This is a genomic window from Streptomyces sp. NPDC059524 (assembly GCF_042749255.1).
Lineage (GTDB): Bacteria > Actinomycetota > Actinomycetes > Streptomycetales > Streptomycetaceae > Streptomyces > Streptomyces xanthii.
Genome location: NZ_JBHYTK010000062.1, coordinates 1 through 19049, shown reverse-complemented (window position 1 = coordinate 19049; position 19049 = coordinate 1). Strand labels below are relative to the sequence as shown.

Sequence of the window (19049 nt, the reverse complement as noted above, 5' to 3'; positions counted from 1 at the left end):
GATTCGCGGCGTACGGGATGTGGGGCCTCGTGCCCCTGTTCTGGCCGCTGCTCAAGCCCGCCGGGGCGATCGAGATCCTGGCCCACCGGATGGTGTGGTCGCTGGTCGTCGTCGCCGTCGCGCTGCTCTTCGTGCGCAAGTGGGGCTGGCTGCGGGAGCTGCTGCGGCAGCCGAAGCGGCTCGGGCTCGTCACGATCGCCGCGGCCGTGATCACCGTGAACTGGGGCTTCTACATCTGGGCCGTCAACGCGGGCCATGTCGTCGAGGCCTCGCTCGGCTACTTCATCAACCCGCTGGTCTCGATCGCGCTCGGAGTCCTGCTCCTCAAGGAGCGGCTGCGGCCCGCGCAGTGGGCGGCCGTCGGCACGGGCGTCCTCGCGGTGCTCGTCCTGGCGATCGGCTACGGGCGGCCGCCGTGGATCTCGCTGATCCTCGCGTTCTCGTTCGGCACGTACGGACTCGTGAAGAAGAAGGTGAACCTGGGCGGTCTGGAGTCGCTGGCCGCCGAGACCGCCGTGCAGTTCCTGCCCGCGCTCGGCTATCTGCTCTGGCTGACCGCCCAGGGCGGCTCCACGTTCACCGCGGAGGGCCCGGGGCACGCGGCGCTGCTCGCGTCGACCGGCCTGGTGACGGCGATCCCGCTGGTGTGCTTCGGCGCGGCCGCGATCCGCGTCCCGCTGTCCACCCTCGGCCTGCTCCAGTACCTGGCCCCGGTCTTCCAGTTCCTGCTCGGCATCGCCTACTTCCACGAGGAGATGCCGGTCGAGCGCTGGGCCGGGTTCGGCCTGGTCTGGGTCGCCCTGATCGTGCTGACCTGGGACGCCCTGCGCACCGCCCGCGCGGGCCGCACGGAGCTGGCCCGCGCGGCCCGGGCCGCCGCGGCCGCCGCGCCCTCCGGTTCCGGGAAGAGCGCGGCCGACGAGGCGGTCGGGACGGTCTAGGCACCCGGCGCCGGTCAGGTGCCGGTGGTCACCAGCGCTCGTAGGCGGTGAACGGGGCGCCGCCGCCCTGGCTCGCCGTGATGAGCCGACCGTCGTGCGCGTACATCCCGCCCACGGGACCCGGCACCTCGTCCCGGAAGTGGCGTTCGTCGAGCTCTTCGCCGTCGTCGGGGTCGAGCTCGACCACAGTGGTGATCGCCTCCGCCTGGGTGGACCACTCGTTCAGGACCGTCACCCGTCCGTCGAGCACCGCCAGTGCCGGGGCCGGGTTGTCCATCTCCTCCGACCAGACCTGTTCGCCGGTCTTGAGGTCGAAGGCGACGACGATGTCGTGGTTGCCCTTCTGCCAGTAGCCGGACAGCGCGTAGAGCCGGTCGCCGGCGACCGCCGTCTGCATCCGGTCGCCCGCGTTGATCACGCCCTTGTCGCGCGAGGCGTCGATGACGGGGCCCGGGCGTCCGTTCGCGTCGAACGGGACGAACACACCGGCCTCGCTCGCCGACGGGTTGCTGGTCGCCGGATTGTCCGGGGCCGCGCCGACCGAGAGCACCAGCGGGTCGACCGATTCGATGCCGACCGCCGTCTTCGGGTCGAGCGGACGCCGGTCGTCGATCGGCGCGTTCCACGCCAGAGCGCCGGTCGCGCGGTCGAACGCCGCCACGGTCAGCTCGGACACCTCCCGCTTGTCCCGTCCGCCCGCGTCGCAGGAGAGGACCGCGAAGACGCGCTTCTCGCCCAAGGAGACGCTCTGCGGCCCGCACCGGTCGGGCAGCTCGGCCGTCCAGCGGAGCTCGCCGGTGCGCAGGTCCAGGCCGCGGAGCGTCACGTCGTCGCTCTTGCCGTTCTGCCGCACCGGGTTGCCCTGCGCGTCGGGCTCCGGGCGGCGCCGGTCCTGGGCGACCACGGCGAGGTCACCGCGCGCGTCCAGGGTCGGGGCGCTCCCCGGAACCGCGTCGCCGAACGCGTCCTTCGCGGGCTTCGCCTCTTCCTTCCACAGCTCCCGGCCGTCCTTGGCGTCCAGCGCCAGGATCGTCGTACAGCCGGCTCCGGGCAGCCCGGCGACGTCGCCGCCGGCCGCGCCCCGGGCGACCAGGACGGCCCCCGTGCCCGCGTGCTCCGCGGTGCCGCAGATCTCGCCCCGGCCCGGCGGCACGTACTCCCAGAGCTTCTTGCCGTCCTGGCCCGCGGCGATCCCGTACCCGGTGACCGCGTCGTCCTTGCTGCGGACGGCGACGTCACCGACGACCCAGTTGTCGTCCGCCGTGCCGGCCTCCCCCGCCCGGTCCTTCTGCGCCGACCAGGACCGCACCATGGCGTCCCCCGGCAGATAGCCCTCGTTCGACATGAACCAGGCGGCGATCGATCCGATCCCGCCCAGAACGACGGCCAGTGTCACCACTGGCCCTATCCATCGTCTTCCCGACATCACGCGCCCCCCAAGGCTGTACATGTCCCAAGCCCCCGTGCGGCGTCACCCCCCTGGCGTCCGCCGCCGCCCGCCGGCCCCCCGGCCGTTCGAGCGAAGATCATCGTAAGTGAGCCGATGCTCCGACGCGTCCTGGTTCTGTCCTAATGCCGCTCTATAACTGGTCACATGACCTATGACTGGAAGCTCGTCGTCGACGCCGCCGACCCGCACGCCCAGGCCGAGTTCTGGGCCGCCGCCCTCGGCTACGAGATCGAGGACAACGCGGCGCTGATCGGAAAGCTGCTCGGGTTCGGGGCGCTCGACGAGGGCGACACGGTGGAGCGCTGGGGGCGCCGCGCGTTCCGCGACCTGGTGGCCGTACGGCACCCGGAGGACCGGGTGGACGAGGAGAGCGGCACCGGGCTCGGGCGGCGGATCCTCTTCCAGCGCGTCCCGGAGGCGAAGTCCGGCAAGAACCGGCTGCACATCGACCTGCACGTGGGCGCCGAGCGGAGGGCCGCCGAGGTCGAGCGGCTGACCGGGCTCGGGGCGCGCACCGTCGGCGAGTTCAAGGAGAAGGGCGGCTCGTGGGTGGCGATGACCGACCCGGAGGGGAACGAGTTCGACGTGCAGTGAGGCGGCCGCCCCTGGCCTCGGCTCGGGCTCGGGCTCGGGATCGGCTCGACATCGACTCGGGATCGACTCGCGCTCGGGCTCGGACTCCCCAAAGTTTCATGCATCTGCATATACTGCGTATGCATGTACTGACCGTTCCGCGTCCCAGGGGGAGCCATGTCCGACCGCAATTTCCTGTTCGTGCTCGGCAGCAGCCGTTCCGGCGGCAACTCCGAGATCCTCGCCCGCAAGGCGGCCGAGCAGCTGCCGCCGAGCACCGGACAGACCTGGATCGACCTCTCCGAGCACCGGCTGCCCGAGTTCGAGGACCTGCGGCACGACAGCGACCATGTGCGGCCGCGCGACGGCGCGGCCGCCCTGCTGCTCGACGCCACGCTCGCCGCGACCGACCTCGTGATCGTCTCGCCGCTGTACTGGTACTCGGTCTCCACGCTCACCAAGCGCTACCTCGACCACTGGTCGGGCTGGCTGCGCACTCCCGGCGTCGACTTCAAGGACACGCTCGGCGGGCGCACCCTGTGGGGCGTGACCGCGCTCGCCCACACCGAGGAGGTCGTCGCCGACCCGCTCGTCGGCACGCTGAACCACTCGGCGGCCTACCTCGGCATGCGCTTCGGCGGCGTCCTGCTCGGCAACGGCAGCAAGCCCGGCGACGTCCTCACCGACACCGCCGCGCTCACCCGCGCCAAGACCTTCTTCGCCCAGGACGCTCCGCTCGCGCGGTACCCGTACGACACGGAGTGATCAGGCGGTGATGTCCTTCGCCGTGAAACGGGCCCAGGCCGCCGAGCCGAAGACCGCCGCGTACAGAGCCTGCAGTTCGAGGTTCTTGACCAGCTCGGTCCAGTAGACCGGCTCGCGCATCAGGTCGGCGAAGGACAGCCAGTAGTGGGAGAAGAAGTACGGCTGGATCGCGTGCAGCTGCGGGATCTGGTCGAGGATCTGGACCGTGATCAGCAGGCCGACGGTGGTGGCCATCGCCGCGATCCCGCTGTTCGTCAGCGTCGAGACGAACAGGCCGAGCGCGGCGATGCCGACCAGGGAAAGCGCCACCACGACGGCGATCAGGAAGGCGCGGCCGAGGCCCTCGCCGAAGCCGATCGTGGTCCCCGAGATGGTCGTCAGATCGCCGAGCGGGAACAGGATCGCCCCGGTGACCAGTGCCGACACCGCCACCACGAGCGTCGCCACGAGGCAGAACGTCATCGTCGTCGCGTACTTGCTGAGCAGCAGGCGGGTGCGTCCCGCCGGGGCCACCAGGAGGTAGCGCAGCGTGCCCGCGTTGGCCTCGCCCGCCACCGCGTCGCCCGCGATCACCCCGACCGACATCGGCAGGAAGAACGGCAGCGTCGCGGCCAGCGCCGTGAACACCAGGAACAGCCCGTTGTTCGTGATCTGCGCGATGAACGCGGGGCCGCCGCCCTCGGGCCCTCCCCCGCCGACCCCCGAGCCGCCGCTCGTCTCGATCTTCACCGCGACGCCGATCAGGACGGGCACCCCCGCCAGGACGGCGAGCAGCGCGAGCGTGCGCCAGCGCCGGAACGTCGTGCCCAGCTCGCTGCGGAACAGGCCGAACGTCCACCAGAAGCGGCTCGCCCGCACCACCGGCGCCGTCGCCGTCTCAGCCCGCGACATCGAAGCCCTCCCCGGTCAGCGCCACGAAGGCGTCCTCCAGCGAGGCCCGCTCCACACCGAAGCCCCGTACGCGTACTCCCGCGGCGACCAGCGCCGCGTTCAGGTCCGCCAGGTCCGTCTCCGGGGGCGGCGGGTCGGCGGTGACCCGGTCCTCCGCGCTCTCCAGGACCGTGATCCCGTGCTCCTTCAGGACGCGGGCCGCGTCCGCCGGGTCGGGCGTCGTCACTCTGAGCGTGCCGCGGGCGCCCCCCGCGAGCTCGGCGACCGGGCCCTGGGTGATCAGCCGGCCGCGCGTCATCACGGCCGCGTGCGTGCAGACCTGCTCGATCTCGTCGAGCAGGTGCGAGGACAGGAAGACGGTCGTGCCGTCGGAGGCCAGCTCCCGCACCAGGGTGCGGATCTCGCGCATGCCCTGCGGGTCCAGGCCGTTCGTCGGCTCGTCCAGGACCAGCAGCCGGCGCGGCTGGAGCAGCGCGGCCGCCAGCCCGAGCCGCTGCTTCATGCCCAGCGAGTACGCCTTCGCCTTCTTGCCCGCGGCGGCCGCCAGGCCCACCCGGTCCAGGGCCGCGCCCACCCGGGCCCGGCGGGTGCGGGGGTCGGCCGTCGGGTCCGCCGCGTCGTAGCGCAGCAGGTTGTCCCGGCCGGAGAGGAACCCGTACAGGGCGGGGCCCTCGATCAGCGCGCCGACCTGCGGGAGCACCGTCCGGGTCGCCTTCGGCATCGGCCGGCCGAGCACGTGCGCGGCGCCGGAGGTCGGCTCGATCAGGCCCATCAGCATGCGGATGGTGGTCGTCTTGCCCGACCCGTTCGGCCCGAGGAAGCCGAAGACGGCGCCCTCCGGGACGGTCAGACTCAGCCCGTCGACCGCGAGCTGTCCGCCGCGGTACCGCTTGCTGAGCTCGTGCGTCTCGATGACCGGCTGGGTCCCGCTGACCGGCGTGGCCACTGCCCCTCCCTCGGATCGGCTCGGATGGACGCAGTGCGGGGGCGGGGCATGACGCCCCACCCCCGCACCGCTTCGGTTCGCTCCGGATCAGCGCGCCTCGGCGGCCTTCACCAGCGCTTCCTTGGTGACGGCTCCGGCGTAGGCCTTGCCGTCCTCGGTGATCAGCACGTTGATCAGGCGGGTCGAGTAGACCGTGCCCGTGCCGAAGTCGCCCTTGACCTTGTCGCCGAGCGAGTCCAGGAACGTCTGGGCGTCGGCCGGCATGCCCTCCGGGGCCGCGCCGCCTCCCGCGAGGCCCGCGCCCTCCGGCAGCTTCAGCTCCGCGATCGAGGTCCAGCCCTCGCCGATGATCTTCGGGCCCTGGGCCCCGTCGACACCCTCGGCGCCCTTCGGCGCGCGCTGCGGGTGGTCGCCGGGCTGCTCGCCCCTGCCCTTGAGCTCGTGGTCCTTGAGCTCCTCGCCCTTCAGCTCGTCGGCCTCGGTGACCTTGGTGCCCTTGGCCGGCTTGAACTCGAAGGTGGACGCGGCCGGCTTGCCGAAGTCGACGCTGGTGAAGCCGGCGTCGACGACGGCCGCGCCGCCGCTCGCCGGGGTCAGCGTGAACTTCAGCGGCGTACCGGTCTTCGCGTCGACGGCGATCGTGACCGCGCCGACCGTCGAACCGGACTGCTTGGGCTTGATCTGCAGCCGGTACGCGTCCCGGCCCGCGACCTGCGACGTGCCGTCCACGCTGTACGAGGTGGTGTCACCGGACGCCTTGATGATCTCGTCCGCGAGCTCCTTCGGGGTGGCGGGCAGCTCGTCCCCGCGCTCCTTCGCCCGGTCGCCGGAGCCGTCGTGCTTCCCGGTGTCCTTCGCGTGGTACGCCTCGTTCGACTTGCTGTCGTAGGCCCACACGTCGGCACCGTTGTGGATCACGCTGTACTCGGCGGCGTCGTCGAGGATCGACAGCTTCTGCCGGTCCGGGCCGTCCGCCGCGACGCGCAGCGTGTGGGTGCCGGTGGCCAGCTCGGTGAGCTTGGCCTTGGGGTCGGCCGAGGAGCCGTCGCCGCCGCCCTCGTCACCACCGCCGCCGCCGAGCATGCCGGCCGCGCCGCCGCCCAGCGCGGGCAGCCCCAGATCGGTGTGGATCTTCACGGTGCCGGACAGCTGCTCGGTGTCCGAGGCCGCGATCTTCTCCAGGAGTTCCTGAGCCGTGATCTTCGGCAGGTCGGGGTCGCCCGAGTCGGCGAGCGCCGGGACCAGCCCGATCGTCGCCGCGGCCACCCCGATCACCGCCACGGGAACCGCGTACCGGGCCGCCCTGCGCCGCCCGGCGCCGGTGCCGGCGACCCCGCCGTCCTGGCTGTCTTCGGATGCGTACGGTGCCATGTCTGTTGCCCTACCTCCGTGATCGGCGGCGGCCTACCGTCCTGTGCACTCGTCGGTCTGTGTCCCACTCCGAGCCGCCATTCTCACCCGAATCGGTCCTGAATCGGTAAGGAGTGGATGACTCAATCTGACCAAACCGGCACCGCGAAGGCGTCAGACCCCGGGATCAACTCCGCGTACGCCTACGGGATGACACGGGGCGTCACATCCCCTCCGGGTGGCGCAGCGGAGGCGGCTCAGCCGGCCCGGTGCACCACGGCGTCGCACAGCTCGACCAGCGCGGACTTGGCCTCGCACTCGGGCAGCGGGGCGAGCGCGGAGCGCGCCTCCTCCGCGTAGCGCACCGTGTCGCGGCGGGCCTGTTCGAGTGCCGGGTGGGCGCGCAGCCGGGTGAGGGCCTCGGCGTGGCGCGCGTCGTCGGTGAGGTCGGAGTCCAGGAGCTCGACGAGCGCCAGGTCCTCGGCCAGGCCGAGCTTCTCGGCGCGCTCGCGCAGCCGCAGCACGGGCAGCGTCGGGATGCCCTCGCGCAGGTCGGTGCCCGGGGTCTTGCCGGACTCGTGCGAGTCGGAGGCGATGTCGAGCACGTCGTCGGCGAGCTGGAAGGCGACGCCGAGCCGCTCGCCGTACTGGGTGAGGACGTCGACGACGGTCTCGTCGGCGCCGGACATCATGGCGCCGAAACGACACGCCACGGCGATCAGCGAGCCGGTCTTGCCGCCGAGCACGTCCAGGTAGTGGTCGACCGGGTCGCGGCCGTCGGCCGGGCCCGCGGTCTCCAGGATCTGGCCGGTGACGAGGCGCTCGAACGCCTCCGCCTGGATGCGGACGGCGTCCGGGCCGAGGTCGGCGAGGATGTGCGAGGCGCGGGCGAAGAGGAAGTCGCCGGTGAGGACGGCCACCGAGTTGCCCCAGCGCTGGTTGGCGCTGGGCACGCCGCGGCGCACGTCCGCCTCGTCCATCACGTCGTCGTGGTAGAGCGTGGCGAGGTGGGTGAGCTCGACGACGACGGCCGAGGGCACGACGCCCGGCGCGTACGGGTCGCCGAACTGCGCGGCGAGCGTCACGAGCAGCGGCCGGAAGCGCTTGCCCCCGGCGCGCACCAGATGCTGGGCCGCCTCCGTGATGAAGGGAACCTCGCTCTTGGTGGCTTCGAGGAGTCCCTCCTCGACAGCCGCCAATCCGGCCTGGACATCGGCTTCGAGAGCCTGGTCCCGAACGCTAAGACCGAAAGTCCCGACGACGGTCACGAGTGGGTCTCCTGTCTGCTGACGATCACGACGATCACATGGCGAACTCGGTCGATCATTCGGTCGATGACACGGTTTGTCGATGTGTCGCTGCCATCACTCAAGTCAGCGTATCCGGTCGCGTTTCGATCACAGGGGGCGCCTTCCCGGACTGTCCCGCCCAGGCGCCTTTCGGACGCCCCCGGTATGTTCCTGATCAGCCGATACGACCAGGGGTGACCATCTTGTCCCGCACCGCCACGGATACCGCGCCGGAACCGCCGACACCCCGCATCCGCACCGACCTGCCGTTCGACGTGACCCACGAGGACGTCCGGATCCCGCTGCCGGACGGCACGACGCTGTTCGCCCGCGTGTGGCGCCCCGCGACCGACGAGCCCGTCCCCGTCCTCCTGGAGTATCTCCCCGACCGTCTCTCCGACCGGACGGCCGCCCGCGACCACCAGCGGCATCCCTACTACGCGGGACACGGCTACGCCTCCGTACGGGTCGATGTGCGCGGGTACGGCAACTCGGAGGGCCTTCCGGGCGAGGCGCACGGCGAACAGGAGCTCGCCGACGGGGTCGAGGTCGTGAACTGGCTGGCCGGGCAGCCCTGGTCCACCGGCGGCGTCGGCATGTCCGGCATCGGCCCGGGCGGCCTGGCCTGCCTCCGGATCGCGGCCCTCGCGCCCGAGCCGCTCAAGGCGGTCGTCACCGTCTGCGCCCCGGACGGTCACGAGGACAACGACCGGCACCGCACGGGTGGTTCCGTGCTCGCCGCCGACCTGCACGCGCGGTCCGCGGCGCTGCTCGCCGCCGCGTCCCTGCCGCCGGACCCCGAATGCGTCGGCGACCGCTGGAAGGACATCTGGGCCGAGCGCCTGGAGGCGGTCGAACCGCCCGTCCACACCTGGCTGTCCCACCGCGGCGGCGGCTCCGTCCGCGAGGACCACGCGGCGATCGAGGCCGGCGTCCTCGCGGTCGGCGGCTGGCACGACCCGTACCGCGACTCGGTCCTGCGGCTCGTCGCCGCGCTCCCCGACGACCGGGTACGGGGCATCGTCGGCCCCTGGTCGCACCAGTACCCCGACCGCTGCCGGCCGCCGGGCCCCGGCATCGGCTTCCTCCAGGAGACCCTGCGCTGGTGGGACCACTGGCTCAAGGACCGGGACAGCGGCGTGATGAAGGAACCGAAGCTCCGCGCCTGGATCAGCGACTCCCACCCGCCCGCCACCGTCTACGCCGAGCTCCCCGGCCGCTGGGTCGGCGAGCCCTCCTGGCCCTCCCCGCACCTCACCCCGACCTCGTACGAGCTCCAGGGCGCGCCCGTGCTCGTGCGCTCGCCGCAGCAGACCGGCGTGGACGCGGGCCGTTACGTGCCGCTCGGCGGCGACGCGGACCTGCCGCCGGACCAGCGGGACGAGGACGCGAAGTCGGCGTGCTTCGAGTTCGTGGTGCCGGCCGGCGGCCTCACGGTGCTCGGGCGGCCCCGGGTCCGTCTCCGCGTCACCTCGCCCGTGCCGCGCGGGCAGGCGATCGCCCGGCTGTGCGACGTCGCGCCCGACGGCTCCTCCACGCTCGTGACGCGCGGCGTGCTCAACTTCACGGCGCGGCACGGGCGTTCGGTGAACGTGCCGATGGTTCCGGGCATGACGGAGGACGTGACCTTCGAGCTGACCGGCATCGGGCACGTGTTCCCCGCGGGGCACCGGATCCGGCTCGCGGTGTCCTCCGCGTACTGGCCCTGGATCTGGCCCCAGCCCGGCTCCGAGCGCGGCTTCACCCTCGACCCGGCGGGCAGCGCCCTCGAACTCCCCGTCCGCTCGGAGGACCCCGAGACCGCCCCGCCCTCCGCCTTCGCCGGGCCCGAACAGTCCGAACCCCTCGGCGTCGTCCGCCCCGTCGCCCTCGACGAGGAGGAGCGGCCCGAGCGGCTCGTCGTACGGGACGTTGCCGCGGGCGAGTGGACGCTGGAAGCGGTCGCCGGGTGCGGGGGTGTGCGGGTCCATCCCGACGGGCTCGAGTACGCCGAGGACGGGCGGGACACGTATGCCGTGCGGGAGGACGACCCGCTGTCGGCCCGGGCCCGCTCGGAGTGGTCGGTGCGGCTGCACCGGGCCGAGCGGGGGTGGGAGGCGCGGGTCTCCAGCCGGTCGGAGGTCTCCTGCACGGCTCGGGAGTTCGTGACGTTCGACGAGGTCGTGTGCCGGGACGGGGACGAGGTCGTCTTCCACCGGACCTGGGAGCGGAGGGTTCCCCGGGTGGCGGGTTAGGCGCCCGTTCGTCTGCCGGGTTCTGTGTCGTGGGCGGCCGCGGCTCTCGTCGTGGCTGGTCGCGCAGTTCCCCGCGCCCCTGAAGGGCACACTCCGTGCGCCCCCAGGGCCCCATCGGTCGCGCCCCGCGACGAAGTCGCTGATCGGGGAAATGCGACGCGAAGCGTCTGCATTTCAGGGGCGCGGGGAACTGCGCGACCAGCCCCCACCGGAGCGGCACCCGGCTACGAGACGGATCACGCCCCGAACAGGCGCTCCAAGGTCACCGCCACACCATCGTCCTCGTTCGACGAAGTCACCTCGTCGGCGACGGCCAGCAGCTCGGGGTGCGCGGCGGCCATCGCCACCCCCCACCCCGCCCAGCGGAACATCGGCACGTCGTTCGGCATGTCACCGAAGGCGACCGTCTCCGCGGCCCCGGCGCCCAGCCGCTCCGCGGCGCGTTCGAGTCCCGTCGCCTTGGTGACCCCGAGCGGCTGGAGCTCCACCGTGCCGGGCCCGGACATCGTGACCGTCGCGAGCGACCCGACCGCCCCCCGCGCGACCGCCGCCAGCGCGTCGTCCCCGAGCTCGGAGTGGCGCAGCAGCACCTTGCTGATCGGCCGCTCCCACAGCTCGGACCGGTGCCACACGGGCTGTGCCGGGAGCGTGGGGTGCGGCATCCGGTACTCCGGCTCGATCAGTGTCAGGCCGTCGACGCCGTCCTGGTCGACGGCCGCGTGGACCTGGCCGACCTCCGCCTCGATCTTCCCGAGCGCCTGCTCGGCCAGCTCCCTGTCCAGCGTGCGGGACCAGAGCAGCCGGTCCGTCGCGGCGTCGTAGAGCTGCGCCCCCTGCGCGCACACCGCGAGCCCGCCGCCGCCGAGGCTGTCGAGGAGGTCCTTGACGCGGGGTGCGGGCCGGCCCGTCACGACGATGTGCCGGGCCCCCGTCGCGGTGGCCAGGGCGAGCGCGCGGCGGGTCCGGTCGGAGACCGTGTCGTCGCCGCGCAGCAGCGTTCCGTCCAGGTCCGTGGCGATGAGGGCATATGCGTTGGCGGCCATGGGCCGAAGAATACGGATCGCGCAACGGGCGTGTGGGCGCCCTGGAAAGGGGTCGTTCGAAGGGGTCAGGCCGAGGCCGCGCGGCACTCGAAGAAGTACTCCGCCTCCGTGACGATGACGAGCCGGCCGGGCGAGCGGGACAGGAACATCCAGGGCTCCTCGACCGCGCCCCGCACCCGCTGAGCCCAGCCCATCGCGGGCAGCCGGCACTCCAGCCAGGGGCGCGGGCGCACATGGCTCGCCACGTGGACGACTCCGCCGACGCCGTGCTCGGCGAGCCGGGCCTCGATCCAGGAGTCGAGCACGCCGGGCGGACAGTCGTCGGGGAGCAGGGCGTCCGGCTCGGTGTGGATCGACCAGGCGCGCTCGATCGCGGCCCGGGTCCAGGCCGGCTCCGCGTCCGGGGTCAGGCCGCGCCCGGTCCACAGGTCCCCGAGTCCCGTCTCGACGGCCGCCAGGGCCGCCCGCTCCCGGCGCTCGCGGAGCCTGCGCCGGGCGGGACTCTCCTGGGGGTTCACCGCCGGTCCACGCCGCGTCAGATCCGGTCCGCCAGGCGCACGTAGTCGTAGTAGAGCGGGTCGCCGTCCTCGTCCACCGGGTACTCGTAGCTGCTCTGGTTGGCGAGGATCACCTTCAGGGCGGGCAGTTCGTCGAAGCCGAGGTCGTTCTCGGTGATCTCGTGGCCGCGCTCCGCGAGCTGCTCGAAGAGGTCCACGCTCGGGGTGCGGAAGACGTCGAGGCCGTCGAGGAGCACCCGGACGTCGGAGTCCTCCTCCAGGAAGCGGAACAGCTCCACGCCGCTCAGCGCGCCCTTGGTGAACCCGAGCATCACGTTCAGGCCGGACGCGTCGTGCTTGAGCAGGATCTGGCCCGGTTCCGGGTCGCCGGAGGCCACGCGCAGCAGGCCCCACTCCTGGACCGCGTCACGCGCCTCCTGCGGCGACATGCCGAGCCGCAGCGGCCCCGCACCGACCAGCGGCAGCAGTTCCAGTTCCATGTTCCGTCCCTCGTCTTCCTCGGTGTCCTGGACGACGTGCCGCGGGCCTCACGCGAGGAGGGCGGCCTCGTCGATCTTCCATCCTCGCTTCTTCAGCATGTCCTGGAGGGGCTTGTTGTCCTTCAGGCTGTCGACCATGTCCTTGATGTGCTGATCGTAGGTGCCGGGGAAGCGCCGCTTGATGTCGTCGATGTCCATGCGCATCGCCTCGGTGATCCGCCCGGAGTTGATCAGCTCGCGCTGGTACTGCTGCCACGCCTGGGACTCCAGCGAGTAGCCGGTGCTGTAGAGCTTCTCGTGGTGGTCGCGCTCCATGCGGATGGCCGGGCCGTTGTTGACCTTCTGCTTCTTGTGCGGCCTGTTCGCGATGTAGAAGCCGGGCTCGATGACGTCCTTGTAGGCCGACTTGGCCGGGATGTGGTTGACCTCCATCGCCTGCGGATACTTCGTCCCGTCCGCCTTCTTGTTGGCCGGGAGGAGACCGCCGTACCAGCCGCTCTCCTGTGTGCAGCCCTTCGCGATCAGGCCCTCGGGGTCCATGAACGTGTACGGGTTGACGACGTACGCGGCCGGGTTGGGCGCGGGCACCAGGCCTAGCGGGTCGGACGACACGTAGCGGGCCGTCTCGGGGTCGTAGTGGCGGTTCAGGTTGTAGTGCAGGCCCGTCTCCGGGTCGGCGTACTGGCCGGGGAAGCGCAGCGGGGTGTGGGCCTGGGCGTCGCGGTTGCGCGTGGTGATGCCCCAGACCGTGGACCGCTTGTGCCAGGCGATGTCGCCCTGCTCGCCGACGAGTTCGGTCGGGGTGCCGATGATGTCGGTGACGATGGCGAAGAAGCGGCTGTCCACCTCCTGCTGATCCTGCTGCACCTGCTGTCCGGCGTCCCGCTGCCCGGCGTCCGCGGGAATCCGCCGCTCCAGCTGCGACATCGGCTGGAGGCCCTCGTACTCCCAGGTCAGGGTGACTCCGGTGGTGGAGTCGGTCTCCTCGGCCAGCTGGGTGCCCTCCCAGGCGTAGCGGACCGTGGCGACCACGCCGCTGCCGTCCGCCGCCATGCGGTGCTTGGCGGTGCGGCGGCCGAGGGCGTCGTAGCTGTAGCGCCACTCGGTGCCGTCCGGGGTCGTGCACGCGACGAGACGGTCCTCCGCGTCCCAGACGTAGCGCCAGGTGTCGGGCTTGCGCGACAGCCGCCGCTTCTGGCGCAGGACGACGCGTCCGGCGTCGTCGTACTCGTAGCGCAGTCCGTCCGCGCCCCGCAGCCGGGTGCCCTCGTAGGCGCGTTCGCCACGGCTCCCGGTGGACCGGGCGGCGTCGGGCCACTGGGCGTCGGTCTGGTTCCCGGTGTCGTCGTAGGCGTAGCGCTCGGTCCACTCGCCCGCGGTGACGGCGACGGGCCGCCCGACCGGGTCGAGCTCGATCCGCTGGTCGGTGCCGTCGTGCCGGTCCGTGATCCGGTTCAGGAAGCCGTCGGCGCGATAGCCGTAGGAGCGGTCGCGCAGGGTGCCGCGGGACGTGGTCAGGGAGCGGGTCGAGAGCCGGCCGAGCGCGTCCCACCCGGAGGCGAGCGTGACCGGCGCGTCCGCCGGGCCGAGGGTGCGGGCGGTCTCGCGGCCCAGGACGTCGTGGGTGAAGTCGAGGGCGTGCCCGGCGAGATCCACCCGGGTCCGGTGGCCCGCGCTGTCGTAGCGGTAGGACGTGACGGCGCCGGTGGGGGTGGTGCGCGAGACGAGTTCGCCGTGCGCGTCGTAGCCGAAGCGCATGCGGTGCCCGTCGACCGTCTCGGTGAGCAGCCGGCCCATGACGTCGCGTTCCAGGGACAGCTTGGAGGTCGGCGACACGGCGCCGACCAGCTGGTCGGCGGCGTCGTAGGCGTAGCGGGTGACCACGCCGGCGGCGTCCTTCTCCAGCACGTTGCCCACCGCGTCGAAGGTGAAGGCGATGCGCTGCCCGAGCGGGGTCGTCCGGGCGACGAGCCGGCTCGCCGCGTCGTACTCGTACGTCGTCGTACGGCCGTCGAAGTCGGTCTGGGACTCCGTCAGACCCGAGGGCCCGTACCGGTAGTTCCACGTCCGGCCCCGCGGGTCGGACACCTCGGTGAGGCGCAGCTCGGTGTCGTACGCGAACGTGTAGCGCGCGCCGTCGCGGCCCGTGCGGGCGGCGACGAGGTCGAACCACGTGTACTCGAACGAGGTCACGCCGCCCGCGGGGCCGGTGTGGGTGAGGCAGTTGCCCTCCTCGTCGTACGTCCACGCCTCGCTCGTCCCGTCGGCGGCGGTGCGCCGGGTGAGCAGGCCGTCGGCGGTCCACTCCATGCGCGTGACGGAGCCCGCCGGGTCGACGCTCTCCAGCGGCCGCCCGAAGGCGTCACGGCGCACGGTGTACGTGGCGCCGTGCCCGTCGGACACCGAGAGGACCAGGCCCGCCGGGTCGTTGGTGCGGGTCTCCGTCGCCCCGTCCGGGAACGTGACGGTGGCGAGCGCGCCGGAGGCGTCGTACGTGAACGTCGTCGCGGTGCCGTCGGGCGCGGTCATCGCGGTGCGGTTGCCGCGGTCGTCGAAGTGCTGCCGCCACACCGCGCCGTCGGGCCCGGTGACCGTCTCCGGCAGGTGCAGGGCGGTGTACGTGGTCGTGGTGGTGCGCCCGTCGGGGAGGGAGATCGTGCGCAGGTTGCCGGACTCGTCGTACGTGAAGCGGGACGTGTGGCCCAGCTCGTCGGTGCGGGACAGCAGGTTGTCGTAGCGGTCCCACTCGAAGTGGACCGTGTTGCCGAGCGGGTCGGTCTCGCTGACCGTCTGGCCGAGCGTGTTGAGGCGGCTGACGGTGACCGCGCCGGCCGAGTCCGTGAACCGGGTCTCGCGGGCCGCGGTGTCGTACGCGAAGGTCGAGGACAGCGCGCCGTCGGGGCCGACGGTCTCCACGACGCGGCCCGCGGCGTCGTACACGTAGCCGTAGGTGTGACCGTTCCGGTCGGTCCACGACGTGACGCGGTTCTCGTCGTCGTAGGTGAACCGCAGCGGCACGTCGCGCGCGCCCGACACCCCGGTCAGCCGGTGGTGCTCGTCGTAGCCGAACGAGGCGACGCGGACCTGCCCTTCGGGCGTCTCGACGTGGAGGGCGGTGACGCGGCCGAGCTCCGGGTCGCGGGTGACGCGGACCCGGTAGCCGCCCTCGTGCAGCACGGTGGAGGGCAGGCCCTGCGCGTCGCGCGAGAACTGGACGCCGTTGCCGTTGCGGTCCTCCAGGTCGCTGAGCCAGTACAGGCTGCCCGAGGAGTACGGGTTGCCGACGAAGCGGCGGGTGAGGCCCGAGCGCACGTCGGCCGTCATGTACGTGATGTCGCCGAGGGCCGACCGGCCGGCGTAGGACAGCGGGATCCGCGCGCCCTCCAGCGGCAGCACCTCCTCGCCCTCCTCGCGCGGCAGCCGGGGGTAGGTGAGGAGCGAGCCGTCGGGGCGGGCCCAGACGGCGCCGCTGCCGGACAGTTCGAGCCGCTCGTCGAGGGTCGAGGCCCAGCTCGGACCGAAGGCGTGGCCGTAGTGGTAGCCGGATATGTGGGTGCGTTCGAGGACCAGGGGCAGGACGCCCGGCAGGGTCAGGTCGATCTGGTGGAGCACCATCTCGCCGCTGGCGACGTCCACCGGGTCGGTCTTGCAGCGGCGCTGCCCGAGACCGATCGCCTTGTCGCGGGCCTTGTCCCAGGCGTCCTTCGTGGAGTCGGGCAGGCGCTTGACGAAGTCGTTGATCCGGGTGCGGACGCCGCCCTTGCCGTCGCCGTCCTTCTTGCCGCCGGTGATGGCGTCGACCTTGTCGCGGACGTCGTGGTCCTTGCCCTTGTGGGTGCGGGACGCGCCCTTGACCCGCTCGGGGACGGTCTCGGTGATGTGCTTGGTGATCTTCTTCAGGGCCTTCTCGGAGCCCTTGAGGGCGCCGTGCAGCACGCTGTCGAAGGCCTGGGTGAACGGGTCGCGGCCCTTGCTGCGGCCGAACGCGCCGCGGGCCCGGCCCAGCGGGTCGGAGGACGCGAGGTGCAGCTCGCTGCCGTGCCGGGAGACCTTGCCCGCGCCGTCCTCGAACTCGGTGTGGTCGATCCTCGTGCGCTTGCCCGCACCACCACCGCCGGACGAGCCGCCGTCGCCGGCCGAGGCGATGTGCACACCGCCCTTGCCGCCGCCGTGCGAACCGCCACCGCCGCCGGGGCCTTCGGCGGGCGGCATCGTGAACGCGCCCTCGGCCAGGTCCAGAACCATGTCCTCGACCATCGCCTCCAGCTTCGCGTTGACCGGCTCGGTCAGCTTCGCGATCACCTCGTCGACGATCCGCTCGACCGCCTCGTCGATGATCCGCTTCACGCACTGCCGCATCGCCTGGATCTCGACCGCGCCCAGGATCGCCGACAGACCGCCCGTCACCCACGCGAGACCGATCGACAGGCCCACCGACCCGGCCATGATGGCGAGTTCGGCCTCGGCCTTGTGCTTCATCCACTCGATGATCTCGGCGAGCGTGTCGCACGCGTCCGCGAACAGCCGGGCCAGCTCGGGGAGTTTCTCCAGGTGACTGGCCTTGATCTTGTTCCAGTGCTTCTCCATGGAGTCGACGGCCCAGCCCTCGGAGGAGGACAGGATCCGGGAGAACGCCAGGTGCGCGTCGCCGCCGTGCCCCTCGAACTTCTCCGCGAACTCCCGCATGGCGTCGGCCATTTCGCGGTAGTCGTCCTCGTCCACGTTCGGGAAGTTGATCCCGATGAAGTCCAGGATCTCGTCCAGCCAGCCCGGAATCGTGTAACCCATGTCTCCGCGACCCCCGTCGTCTCGGCCGTGCCACCATCACCGCTCGGATTGACGCGAGCATGCGAAGGATAGTTCCTCGGCGAAGAGCGACGGTGATCGACTTCACGCCTGGTGGGCGAGCACGCGCGGGCGCCGGACCACGTCGTTCTCCGGCCGCGGGATTCCGCCGGCGGCGGGCCCGGGCCCGGGGTCTGCCCGGGGTCTGCCCGGGGTCTGCCCCGTGATCGGCACCATGATCGGCCCCGCGATCGCCCCCACGATCGACCCCGAGGGACCTTCCGGACATGACGAACTCTTCAGGCACTGCCCGAACGGCGTTCTCCCACGTAACGTGTGGCTCGCCCGCCCCGAATGGAAAGTGAGGCCCGTAGGCATGGCACCCGCAGCCACGTCCGAGCACACCCCGCTCGACCCGTTCGACCTCCCCGAAGGCCACCCCTTCGGCGCCCACAACCTGCCGTACGGCGTCTTCTCGCCCGCGGGACAGGAGCCCCGCGTCGGCGTCCGCCTCGGCGACCACGTCCTGGACGCGGGCGCCGTCGCCGCCGCGCTCGGCTCCCCCTACGGCACCCTGCTGGCCCGGCCGAACCTCAACCCCCTGCTGGCGGCGGGCCGCACGGCCTGGTCGGACGTGCGGCGCGCGCTGACCGGCTGGGTGACCGTCCCGGCCCACCGCGAGACCGTCCGCGCGCATCTGCACCCGCTCGATTCGGTCGCCCTGCACCTCCCGTTCGAGGTCGCGGACTACGTCGACTTCTACGCGTCGGAGAACCACGCCTCCAACCTGGGCCGGCTGTTCCGCCCGGACGAGGAGCCGCTGAAGCCCAACTGGAAGCACCTTCCCGTCGGGTACCACGGCCGCGCCGGCACCGTCGTGGTCTCCGGCACCGATGTCGTCCGCCCCTCCGGGCAGCGCAAGGCCCCCTCGGACCCGGCGCCGGTCTTCGGCCCGTCCGTCCGCCTCGACATCGAGACCGAGGTCGGCTACGTCGTCGGCACCCCGTCCGCGCAGGGCACGTCGGTGCCGCTGGCCGGGTACCGGGACCACGTCTTCGGCATCTGCCTGCTCAACGACTGGTCGGCGCGCGACATCCAGAACTGGGAGACCGTGCCGCTCGGCCCGCACCTCGGCAAGTCCTTCGCCACGTCCGTCTCGGCGTGGATCACGCCGCTCGACGCGCTGGACGCGGCGCGGGTGGCGGCGCCCGAGCGGACCGTTCCGCTGCTGCCGTACCTGGACGACTCGGCGCCGGACGCCGAGCCCGCCGGATACGACCTGCGCATCACGGTGTCCCTCAACGGCGAGGTCGTCTCCGAGCCGCCCTTCTCCGGCATGTACTGGACCGGGGCGCAGATGCTGGCCCACATGACGGTCAACGGGGCGTCGCTGCGCACCGGTGACCTGTACGGCTCCGGCACGATCTCGGGGACCGAGGAGAACGAGCGCGGGTCGCTCATCGAGATGACCTGGAACGGGACGCGGCCGCTGAAGCTCGGTGACGGGGTGGAGCGGGGGTTCCTGGAGGACGGGGATGTCGTCACCCTGAGCGCGTGGGCCCCCGGGCCTGGGGGGACCCGGGTGGGCCTGGGCGAGGTCACGGGCCGCATCGTCCCGGCTCCGGTCGCGCCGTAGGTCAGTGGGTTTCGTCGCCGGGTGACGGCCCGGTGGGGGCCGGTCGCGCAGTTCCCCGCGCCCCTGAGATGCACACCCTTCGGGTGGCATCTCCCCGATCAAGGCGTCCGGCGCCTTTGATCGGGGGAAGGCGCGGCGAAGCCGCAGCC

Annotated in this window: 14 protein-coding genes; 5 read left to right on the top strand and 9 right to left on the bottom strand. The window is 72.3% G+C overall.

Annotated features, from left to right (window positions below):
* Nucleotides 1-17: 17 nt before the first annotated feature.
* On the top strand, nucleotides 18-941 hold the full coding sequence (gene rarD, locus ACFW9D_RS19015; protein ID WP_384623306.1) for an EamA family transporter RarD: 924 nt from the start codon (nucleotides 18-20) through the stop codon (nucleotides 939-941).
* A gap of 28 nt (nucleotides 942-969) precedes the next feature.
* Here rarD and ACFW9D_RS19010 read toward each other — a convergent pair whose 3' ends face one another.
* Entirely contained in the window at nucleotides 970-2340 is a 1371-nt protein-coding gene (locus ACFW9D_RS19010) for a PQQ-binding-like beta-propeller repeat protein (protein ID WP_384623285.1), read from the bottom strand.
* A 195-nt stretch (nucleotides 2341-2535) separates the two neighbouring features.
* Between ACFW9D_RS19010 and ACFW9D_RS19005 the strand changes: the two genes are divergently transcribed.
* Complete coding sequence (locus ACFW9D_RS19005) at nucleotides 2536-2985, top strand: VOC family protein (RefSeq protein WP_384623283.1); 450 nt, start codon at nucleotides 2536-2538, stop codon at nucleotides 2983-2985.
* A 156-nt stretch (nucleotides 2986-3141) separates the two neighbouring features.
* A complete protein-coding gene (locus ACFW9D_RS19000) occupies nucleotides 3142-3729 on the top strand; it encodes a flavodoxin family protein (RefSeq protein ID WP_188337434.1) in 588 nt (195 codons plus the stop codon).
* Here the strand turns inward: ACFW9D_RS19000 and ACFW9D_RS18995 are convergent, their stop codons facing one another.
* The 4 genes from ACFW9D_RS18995 to ACFW9D_RS18980 all read right to left on the bottom strand — a co-directional run bounded on the left by ACFW9D_RS18995 (nucleotide 3730) and on the right by ACFW9D_RS18980 (nucleotide 8184).
* A complete protein-coding gene (locus ACFW9D_RS18995) occupies nucleotides 3730-4620 on the bottom strand; it encodes an ABC transporter permease (protein ID WP_384623281.1) in 891 nt (296 codons plus the stop codon).
* Nucleotides 4607-5566 carry an ABC transporter ATP-binding protein gene (locus tag ACFW9D_RS18990; protein ID WP_384623279.1) on the bottom strand — a complete coding sequence of 320 codons (960 nt, stop codon included), beginning with the start codon at nucleotides 5564-5566 and terminating at the stop codon, nucleotides 4607-4609. Before ACFW9D_RS18990 ends, ACFW9D_RS18995 begins: the two co-directional genes overlap by 14 nt.
* 87 nt (nucleotides 5567-5653) lie before the next feature.
* Nucleotides 5654-6937 (bottom strand): outer membrane lipoprotein carrier protein LolA, encoded by a 1284-nt coding sequence (locus ACFW9D_RS18985; protein WP_384623277.1) that lies wholly within the window; start codon nucleotides 6935-6937, stop codon nucleotides 5654-5656.
* A 236-nt stretch (nucleotides 6938-7173) separates the two neighbouring features.
* Nucleotides 7174-8184 carry a polyprenyl synthetase family protein gene (locus ACFW9D_RS18980; RefSeq protein WP_188337438.1) on the bottom strand — a complete coding sequence of 337 codons (1011 nt, stop codon included), beginning with the start codon at nucleotides 8182-8184 and terminating at the stop codon, nucleotides 7174-7176.
* 215 nt (nucleotides 8185-8399) lie between these two features.
* Between ACFW9D_RS18980 and ACFW9D_RS18975 the strand changes: the two genes are divergently transcribed.
* Nucleotides 8400-10439: a CocE/NonD family hydrolase gene (locus tag ACFW9D_RS18975; protein ID WP_384623276.1), complete on the top strand. Its 2040-nt coding sequence runs from the start codon at nucleotides 8400-8402 to the stop codon at nucleotides 10437-10439.
* Between the two features lie 236 nt (nucleotides 10440-10675).
* Here the strand turns inward: ACFW9D_RS18975 and ACFW9D_RS18970 are convergent, their stop codons facing one another.
* The 4 genes from ACFW9D_RS18970 to ACFW9D_RS18955 form a co-directional block, all read right to left on the bottom strand.
* A complete protein-coding gene (locus ACFW9D_RS18970; RefSeq protein ID WP_384623274.1) occupies nucleotides 10676-11482 on the bottom strand; it encodes an HAD family hydrolase in 807 nt (268 codons plus the stop codon).
* Between the two features lie 65 nt (nucleotides 11483-11547).
* Nucleotides 11548-12000 carry a hypothetical protein gene (locus ACFW9D_RS18965; protein WP_384623272.1) on the bottom strand — a complete coding sequence of 151 codons (453 nt, stop codon included), beginning with the start codon at nucleotides 11998-12000 and terminating at the stop codon, nucleotides 11548-11550.
* Nucleotides 12001-12017: 17 nt separating this feature from the next.
* Complete coding sequence (locus ACFW9D_RS18960) at nucleotides 12018-12479, bottom strand: hypothetical protein (RefSeq protein ID WP_188337442.1); 462 nt, start codon at nucleotides 12477-12479, stop codon at nucleotides 12018-12020.
* Nucleotides 12480-12527: 48 nt separating this feature from the next.
* Nucleotides 12528-17267, bottom strand: coding sequence for a DUF6531 domain-containing protein (locus tag ACFW9D_RS18955; RefSeq protein WP_384623270.1), 4740 nt, complete (start codon nucleotides 17265-17267; stop codon nucleotides 12528-12530).
* 373 nt (nucleotides 17268-17640) lie between these two features.
* Between ACFW9D_RS18955 and fahA the strand changes: the two genes are divergently transcribed.
* Nucleotides 17641-18900, top strand: coding sequence for a fumarylacetoacetase (fahA, locus tag ACFW9D_RS18950; protein WP_384623268.1), 1260 nt, complete (start codon nucleotides 17641-17643; stop codon nucleotides 18898-18900).
* Nucleotides 18901-19049: the final 149 nt, after the last annotated feature.